Raw genomic sequence first — 7,966 nt, forward strand, 5'->3', positions numbered from 1 at the left:
ATTCAGGGCCGTGACGCAGCGCTGCACCCATGTTACCTGCCCGGGCGAGAGGACCCCGACTTGACCCATTCCGACCATCCGGCCCCGCTGGAATCCCGTGCCTCCGGCCCCCTGAGCGGCAGGGTGCGTGTTCCAGGCGATAAATCGATCTCGCACCGGGCGCTGATCCTGGGCGCACTTTCCGTCGGCGAGACCCGAATTTCGGGGCTTTTGGAGGGCGAAGACGTGCTCAATACCGCTAAATCCATGCGGGCGCTGGGCGCCCGGGTGGAGCGGACTGGCGATTTCGCCTGGAAGGTCAACGGTACCGGTGTCGGCGGTTTCACGAGCCCGCAAAAGCCGCTTGATTTCGGTAATTCCGGCACCGGCTGTCGACTGGTGATGGGGGCTGTCGCGGGCTGTCCGATTTCGGCGATATTCGACGGCGACGCCTCGCTGCGCAGCCGCCCGATGCGGCGGATCCTCGATCCCCTGGAACTCATGGGTGCCCGCGCCAGCGATGTCGGGGAGGGCGGCCGCCTGCCGCTGCGGCTCGAGGGCGCGCGATACCCGGTGCCGATCACCTACAAGACGCCAGTCGCCTCCGCCCAGATCAAGTCCGCGGTGTTGCTCGCGGGCCTCGCCGCGCCGGGCACCACCACAGTCATCGAGCGGGAAGCAAGCCGCGACCATACCGAGCGGATGCTGAAGCATTTTGGTGCCGACATCAGTTCGGTGAAGGAGGGCGCGCACGGCCGCCGGATCTCGCTTGCGGGCGAACCTGAACTGCGTGGCGCTGAGGTCGTCGTGCCGGCCGATCCGTCATCGGCCGCGTTTCCGCTCGTCGCCGCGCTGATCGTCGAAGGGTCCGACATCCTGCTGTCCGATGTCATGACCAATCCCTTGCGTACCGGATTGTTTTTGACGTTACGGGAAATGGGCGGTTCCATTGAGGAAAGCGAGGCGCGCGGCGATGTCGGCGAACCGATGGCGCAATTGCGCGTGCGTGCTTCAAAGCTCCGCGGCGTCGAGGTGCCGCCGGAGCGCGCGCCGTCGATGATCGACGAATATCTGGTGCTGGCGGTCGCCGCTTCGTTCGCTGAAGGCACCACAGTGATGCGCGGTCTGAAGGAATTGCGGGTCAAGGAATCCGACCGGCTGGAGGCCACGGCTGCAATGCTGCGCATCAACGGCGTCAAGGTGGAGATTTCCGGCGACGATCTCATCGTCGAGGGCAGGGGCCATGTGCCGGGCGGCGGCGTAGTCGCAACCCACATGGATCATCGCATCGCAATGTCGGCGCTGGTGATGGGCTTGGCCTCAGACAAGCCGGTGAAGGTCGACGACACCGCCTTCATCGCCACCAGCTTTCCCGACTTCATTCCGATGATGCGCTCGCTCGGCGCGGAGTTTTCATGATCATCGCCATCGATGGCCCGGCCGCATCCGGCAAGGGGACCCTCGCCAAGCGCCTCGCCGCCCATTACGGACTTCGCCACCTCGATACCGGGGTGATCTATCGCGCGGTAGCTTATGCGCTGATCAGCGCGGGCGCCGACCTCAAGGACGAGGCCGCCGCGGTCAAGGCCGCCCAGGAGCTCGATCCCGAAATCTTCGACGATCCGGCCCTGAAGTCGCACCAGGTTGGCTCGGCCGCCTCGGTGGTGTCGGCCATTCCCCGGATGCGGGAGGTTTTGGTCGAATTTCAGCGCCAATTTGCGGCCGCCCCGCCCGGGGCCGTGCTCGACGGCCGTGACATCGGCACGGTGATCTGCCCGAATGCCGACGTAAAAATCTTCGTGGTGGCGGACCCCAGGGTCCGGGCCCGTCGCCGGACGCTGGAGGCGCAAAGCCGTGGCGAGGAGGCCGATGAGGCCACGATCCTGGCCGATATTCTGGCTCGCGACGAACGCGATCAGAACCGCGCTGTTGCGCCTTTAAGGCCGGCCAAAGATGCTTACTTGCTAGACAATTCCGATCTCGATATAGAAGGCGGCGTCCGGGCCGCCATCGACATTGTCGAGGCCGTTCGAGCGGGCCGGCAGCGGGTCTGAACCCCTGCCGTCACTGGAGGTAAAGCCCGCTCCCGCCCTCAATGACACGTCGAGATCTCGAACAGGATTTTCGAGACCATCCACCCGGACGGAATTCATCGTATTGAACGTGCAGGCATCTGCCGGCCCGCTTTTGCATCTCGATGCAGCAAGCGGCCGCCTTCGGGTTTTGCGAGCCCCGGCCCTCTACGCGCGATACGCCTTACAACCCCAACGGCCGGCAGGATCATCGCAAGTGGAGAACCAATGGCTTCGAGTGTAACTGCAAGTTCCTACAATCCCACCCGCGACGATTTCGCGGCGATGCTGGATGAGTCCTTTGCCGGCGGCAACCTTCAGGAAAGCTCCGTCATCAAGGGCAAGGTGGTTGCGATTGAAAAGGACATGGCCGTCATCGACGTCGGCCTGAAGACCGAGGGCCGCGTCGCGCTGCGCGAATTTTCCGGCCCCGGCCGTGAAAGCGATCTGAAGGTCGGCGACACCGTCGAGGTGTTCCTCGACCGTATCGAGAATGCGCTGGGCGAAGCCGTGCTGTCGCGCGACAAGGCGCGCCGCGAGGAGAGCTGGGGCAAGCTGGAGAAGGCCTTCCAGAACAACGAAAAGGTCATGGGCGTCATCTTCAACCAGGTCAAGGGCGGCTTCACCGTCGATCTCGACGGCGCCGTGGCCTTCCTGCCGCGCTCGCAGGTCGACATCCGTCCGATCCGCGACGTCGCGCCGCTGATGAACAACTCCCAGCCGTTCCAGATCCTCAAGATGGATCGCCGCCGCGGCAACATCGTGGTGTCGCGCCGCACGGTGCTGGAGGAGACCCGCGCCGAGCAGCGCCAGGAGCTGGTGCAGAACCTCGAAGAGGGTCAGGTGATCGACGGCGTGGTCAAGAACATCACCGATTACGGTGCGTTCGTCGACCTCGGCGGTATCGACGGCCTGTTGCACGTCACCGACATCGCATGGCGCCGCGTCAACCACCCGACCGAGGTGTTGACCATCGGCCAGACCGTGAAGGTCAAGATCATCAAGATCAACCACGAGACGCATCGCATCTCGCTCGGCATGAAGCAGCTCCTCGACGATCCGTGGCAGGGCATCGAGGCCAAATATCCGCTGAATGCGCGCTTCCACGGCCGCGTCACCAACATCACCGATTACGGCGCGTTCGTCGAGCTCGAGCCCGGCATCGAAGGCCTGATCCACGTCTCGGAGATGTCGTGGACCAAGAAGAACATGCACCCCGGCAAGATCGTGTCGACCTCGCAGGAAGTCGACGTGCAGGTGCTGGAAGTCGATTCCGTCAAGCGCCGCATCTCGCTCGGCCTCAAGCAGACCATGCGCAATCCCTGGGAAGTGTTCATCGAGAAGTTCCCGGTCGGCTCCGTGGTCGAGGGCGAGGTCAAGAACAAGACCGAGTTCGGCCTGTTCCTCGGCCTCGAGGGCGACGTCGACGGCATGGTCCACCTGTCGGACCTCGACTGGAAGCTTCCTGGCGAGCAGGTCATCGACAATTACAAGAAGGGCGACCTGGTCAAGGCCGTCGTCCTCGATGTCGATGTCGAGAAGGAGCGCATCTCGCTTGGCGTCAAGCAGCTCGAAGGCGATCCCTTCGCAGAGCCGGGCGATGTCAAGAAGGGTGCGGTCGTGACCTGCGAAGTTCTGGACGTGAAGGACGCCGGCATCGACGTCAAGATCGTCGGCACCGACTTCACGACCTTCATCAAGCGCTCCGAGCTTGCCCGTGACCGCAACGACCAGCGCGCCGAGCGTTTTGCCGTCGGCGAGAAGGTCGATGCCCGGGTGATCCAGTTCGACAAGAAGGCCCGCAAGGTGCAGGTGTCGATCAAGGCGCTCGAAGTCGCCGAGGAGAAGGAAGCCATCGCGCAGTATGGCTCCTCCGATTCGGGGGCGACGCTGGGCGACATTCTCGGTACCGCGCTCAAGAACCGGGCCAACGAGAAGTAAGCTTTCGCTGCTTGCTCCCAACGAGACAGGCCCCGGTCACGACCGGGGCCTTTTTCATGCGCGGCAACGCTCTCTCCTTCGTCATGCCCGCGCTTGTCGCGGGCATCCACGTCTTCGATCCACAAAAGGCGTGGATGGCCGGGCGTAGGCGAGTGGGAGCGACGTCGTACTTCGGACGGCTATGTCCGGCCATGACGACTACCGGAAGGCGGCGGAGCCTTCATTTCTTCATATTGGATCGCAATTGATGTAATGACGTTAGGGCGGCATTTACGCTGCGAATGCAAAACGCGCGGGCCTTACTTTCAAGGAGAATTTCGATGTCGATGGAATCAGACGTGATCGTCGATCGCCGCCGCATGCGCCGCAAGCTGACCTTCTGGCGTGTCGCAGCCATCGTCGTCGCCATCGCCGCGATCGGCACCATCGCGACGCTGGTGTCTCCGGGCGGACGCGGGGCCTTCACGTCGTCCGGCACGATCGCGCGCGTCAACATCGAAGGCCTGATCCGCAGCGACCGCGACCGGGTCGAGGCGCTGGAGCGCCTGGAAAAATCCAAGTACGCCGCCGTCATCGTTCACATCAATTCGCCCGGCGGCACCACCGCCGGCTCCGAACAGCTCTATGATTCGCTGATGAGCCTGAAGGCGAAGAAACCGATGGTCGTCGTGGTCGAGGGACTGGCGGCTTCCGGCGGCTACATCACCGCGATTGCGGCCGACCATATCGTCGCCCAGCAAAGCTCGCTGGTGGGCTCGATCGGCGTTCTGTTTCAATATCCGAATTTCTCGGAGCTCTTGAAGACCGTCGGCGTGAAGGTCGAGGAAGTGAAGTCCTCGCCGCTGAAAGCAGCGCCCAACGGCTTCGAGCCGACCAGTCCCGAGGCGCGTGACGCGCTCGATGCGTTGGTCAAAGATTCCTATGCCTGGTTCAAGGGCCTGGTGAAGGAACGGCGCGGCATGAGCGACGAGGAGCTCGCAAAGGTCTCGGACGGCCGGGTCTTCACCGGCCATCAGGCCGTCGGCCTCAAGCTCGTCGATGAGTTGGGCGACGAGAAGACCGCGATCGCCTGGCTGGTTGCGAAGAAGGGCGTGAAAAAGGATCTGCCGGTGCGCGACTACAAGCTTAGCCCCCGCTTCGGCGACCTGACGTTCCTGCGCGCGGCGGCTTCGAGCGCGCTGGATGCGCTCGGATTCGGCGCCATCGCGCGCCAGGTCGACGGTTCCGCGATCGACCGCTTCGCGCTCGATGGAATGCTCGCGTTGTGGCAGCCGGCTGCCACCAACTGAGGTGCCGCAGGCGCCAATCTAACGGTTTTTCCCGCGATGCGAGCATTGTGACAGACCCCTTTCGGGGGTTTGTCACGCAATTTCGCGCCGCGCAAACCTGATTTAGCGTCTTGACAGTTCAAGGCATTTTCACGGAAATGACAGGTGACGTTTCCTGGTCCGAACCTCTTTATGATCAAATCCGAACTCGTTCAGCGTATTGCCGAGCACAACCCGCATCTCTATCAGCGGGATGTCGAGAACATCGTGAACGCGATTCTCGATGAGATCGTGGCTGCGCTGGCGCGCGGCGACCGGGTCGAGCTGCGCGGATTCGGCGCGTTTTCCGTGAAGCATCGTCCGGCGCGGGCCGGCCGCAACCCGCGCACCGGCGCCCATGTTCCGGTCGACCAGAAGAGCGTTCCATTCTTCAAGACCGGCAAGGAAATGCGCGAGCGGCTGAACCGCGACAACCCCGAAGCCGAAGCCTGACACCTTCGCGCGCAGCGGACGAACGCCCGTCGCCGCTTGTTTTGCGTGATGAGGCCAATCAACGCGAGCCATCGCCATGCGGAAGTTCTTCAGCACCCTGTTCGCCATCTTGTTGGGTCTGATCTTTGTCACCTTCGCAGTCGCGAACCGGCATTTGGTGACCGTGTCGTTCGATCCGTTCAATTCAGCCAATCCGTCCGTTTCCACATCGATGCCGCTGTTTGTACTGATCATCGTGGTCGCGATCCTGGGTGTGATAGCCGGCGGATGTGCGACCTGGTTCGGCCAGCGCCGCTGGCGCCGGGCGGCGCGCCTGCACGAGGCGGATGCCCGCACCGCCAAGGCGCAACTGGCGGAACTTCGTAGCCAGGCGGTCGCCTCGCGCAGCGAAACCCAGCGGCTGGCATTGCCGCCGAAGACCGGCTTCTCAGGGGCTGTGGGGCGAGACAGGCAGGGTGCGGCGTTGTAGAAGGCGCCCCGCCACGCCCTTGAGGCCGTGCGGCACTGGATTCCACGCATTTTCCGCTATACGAAAGACCATGACCCTGCTCGTCAAAATCTGCGGCCTGTCCACGCGCGAGACGCTCGACGCTGCGCTCGCGGCCGGCGCCGACATGGTGGGGTTCGTGTTCTTCCCGCCCTCGCCACGCCATCTCGCGCTCGAGACCGCACGCGAGCTGGGCCGGCAGGTCAAGCAGCGCGCCACCAAGGTGGCGCTCACCGTCGATGCCGACGACGCGACATTGGAGGGCATCGTCGAGGCGCTGGCGCCCGACATCCTGCAACTGCACGGCCATGAAACGCCGGCACGGGTCGCCGCTATCAAGCGCAAGTTCGGTCGCGAGGTGATGAAGGCGCTGCCCGTCGAGCGCGCCGCCGACCTCGCGCCGCTGAGCGGTTATGCCGCCATCGCCGACCGCATCCTGTTCGATGCCCGCCCTCCCAAGGGTGCCACGCGCCCCGGCGGCCTCGGCGCCGCCTTCGATTGGCACCTGCTGGAAAATCTTGACCTCAAGCTGCCGTTCATGGTGTCCGGCGGCCTCCATGGCGGCAATGTCGCAGACGCCGTCCGCGTCACCCGCGCCGGCGGCGTTGATGTTTCCTCAGGAGTCGAGAGCGCGGCAGGCGTCAAGGATATCGAGATGATCCGTGATTTCATCCGCGCCGCGCGTTTAAGCGAAGAGTTGACCGTCAGATGAGCCAGGCCCGTCCCAATTCCTTCCGCACCGGCCCCGACGAGCGCGGGCATTTCGGCAATTTCGGGGGGCGTTTCGTCGCGGAAACGCTGATGCCGCTGATCCTCGATCTGGAAAAGGCCTATACGAAAGCCAAGGCCGACCCGGCGTTCCACGCCGAGATGAGCGGATATCTGCGCGACTATGTCGGCCGGCCGTCGCCGCTTTATTTCGCCGAACGCTTAACCGCGCATCTTGGCGGCGCCAAGATCTATTTCAAGCGCGAGGAGCTCAATCACACCGGCTCCCACAAGGTCAACAACGTGCTTGGCCAGATCATGGTGGCGCGGCGCATGGGCAAGAAGCGCATCATCGCCGAGACCGGTGCCGGCCAGCACGGCGTCGCCACCGCGACGCTGTGCGCGCGCTTCGGGCTTGAGTGCTTCGTCTATATGGGCGCCGTCGACGTCGAGCGGCAGCAGCCGAACGTCATCCGCATGGAGATGCTGGGCGCCAAGGTGATTCCGGTGCAGTCCGGAACGCGCACGCTGAAGGATGCCATGAACGAGGCGCTGCGCGACTGGGTCACCAACGTGCACAACACGTTCTACTGCATCGGCACGGTCGCAGGTCCCCACCCCTATCCGATGATGGTGCGCGACTTCCAGTCGGTGATCGGCGAAGAGACGCGCAAGCAGATGCAGGAAGCCGAAGGCCGCTTGCCGGATTCGCTCGTTGCCTGCATCGGCGGCGGCTCCAATGCGATGGGCCTGTTCCATCCGTTCCTCGACGATCCTTCCGTCGAAATCTTTGGCGTCGAAGCCGCCGGCCACGGCCTGACGCAATTGCACGCCGCGTCGATTGCCGGTGGCCGGCCCGGCGTGCTGCACGGCAACCGCACGTATCTGTTGATGGACGACGACGGGCAGATCCAGGACGCGCATTCGATCTCGGCCGGGCTCGATTATCCCGGCATCGGGCCCGAGCATTCCTGGCTGCACGAAGTCGGCCGGGTCAAATATCTGTCGGCGACCGACGA

At 63.9% G+C, this 7,966-nt stretch carries 8 protein-coding genes; all 8 read left to right on the forward strand.

Annotated features, from left to right (window positions below):
- Positions 1-60: 60 nt before the first annotated feature.
- Complete coding sequence (gene aroA, locus VKR55_RS20860) at positions 61-1,398, forward strand: 3-phosphoshikimate 1-carboxyvinyltransferase (RefSeq protein WP_324406251.1); 1,338 nt, start codon at positions 61-63, stop codon at positions 1,396-1,398.
- Positions 1,395-2,033: a (d)CMP kinase gene (gene cmk, locus VKR55_RS20865; RefSeq protein ID WP_324406252.1), complete on the forward strand. Its 639-nt coding sequence runs from the start codon at positions 1,395-1,397 to the stop codon at positions 2,031-2,033. The genes aroA and cmk overlap by 4 nt, the downstream gene beginning before the upstream one ends.
- A 246-nt stretch (positions 2,034-2,279) precedes the next feature.
- Positions 2,280-3,992 (forward strand): 30S ribosomal protein S1, encoded by a 1,713-nt coding sequence (rpsA, locus tag VKR55_RS20870; protein ID WP_324406254.1) that lies wholly within the window; start codon positions 2,280-2,282, stop codon positions 3,990-3,992.
- A gap of 320 nt (positions 3,993-4,312) precedes the next feature.
- On the forward strand, positions 4,313-5,281 hold the full coding sequence (gene sppA, locus VKR55_RS20875; RefSeq protein ID WP_324406255.1) for a signal peptide peptidase SppA: 969 nt from the start codon (positions 4,313-4,315) through the stop codon (positions 5,279-5,281).
- A gap of 171 nt (positions 5,282-5,452) precedes the next feature.
- On the forward strand, positions 5,453-5,752 hold the full coding sequence (locus tag VKR55_RS20880; protein WP_324406257.1) for an integration host factor subunit beta: 300 nt from the start codon (positions 5,453-5,455) through the stop codon (positions 5,750-5,752).
- 76 nt (positions 5,753-5,828) lie between these two features.
- Complete coding sequence (locus VKR55_RS20885; protein WP_324406259.1) at positions 5,829-6,221, forward strand: LapA family protein; 393 nt, start codon at positions 5,829-5,831, stop codon at positions 6,219-6,221.
- A gap of 70 nt (positions 6,222-6,291) precedes the next feature.
- Positions 6,292-6,951, forward strand: a complete 660-nt coding sequence (locus VKR55_RS20890) for a phosphoribosylanthranilate isomerase (RefSeq protein WP_324406260.1) — start codon at positions 6,292-6,294, stop codon at positions 6,949-6,951.
- The coding region (trpB, locus tag VKR55_RS20895; RefSeq protein WP_324406261.1) for a tryptophan synthase subunit beta at positions 6,948-7,966 on the forward strand (1,019 nt) is incomplete at its 3' end. The genes VKR55_RS20890 and trpB, both read left to right, overlap by 4 nt.

Origin of the sequence: Bradyrhizobium sp. (genome assembly GCF_035309285.1) — a bacterium.
Classification (GTDB): Bacteria; Pseudomonadota; Alphaproteobacteria; order Rhizobiales; family Xanthobacteraceae; genus Bradyrhizobium.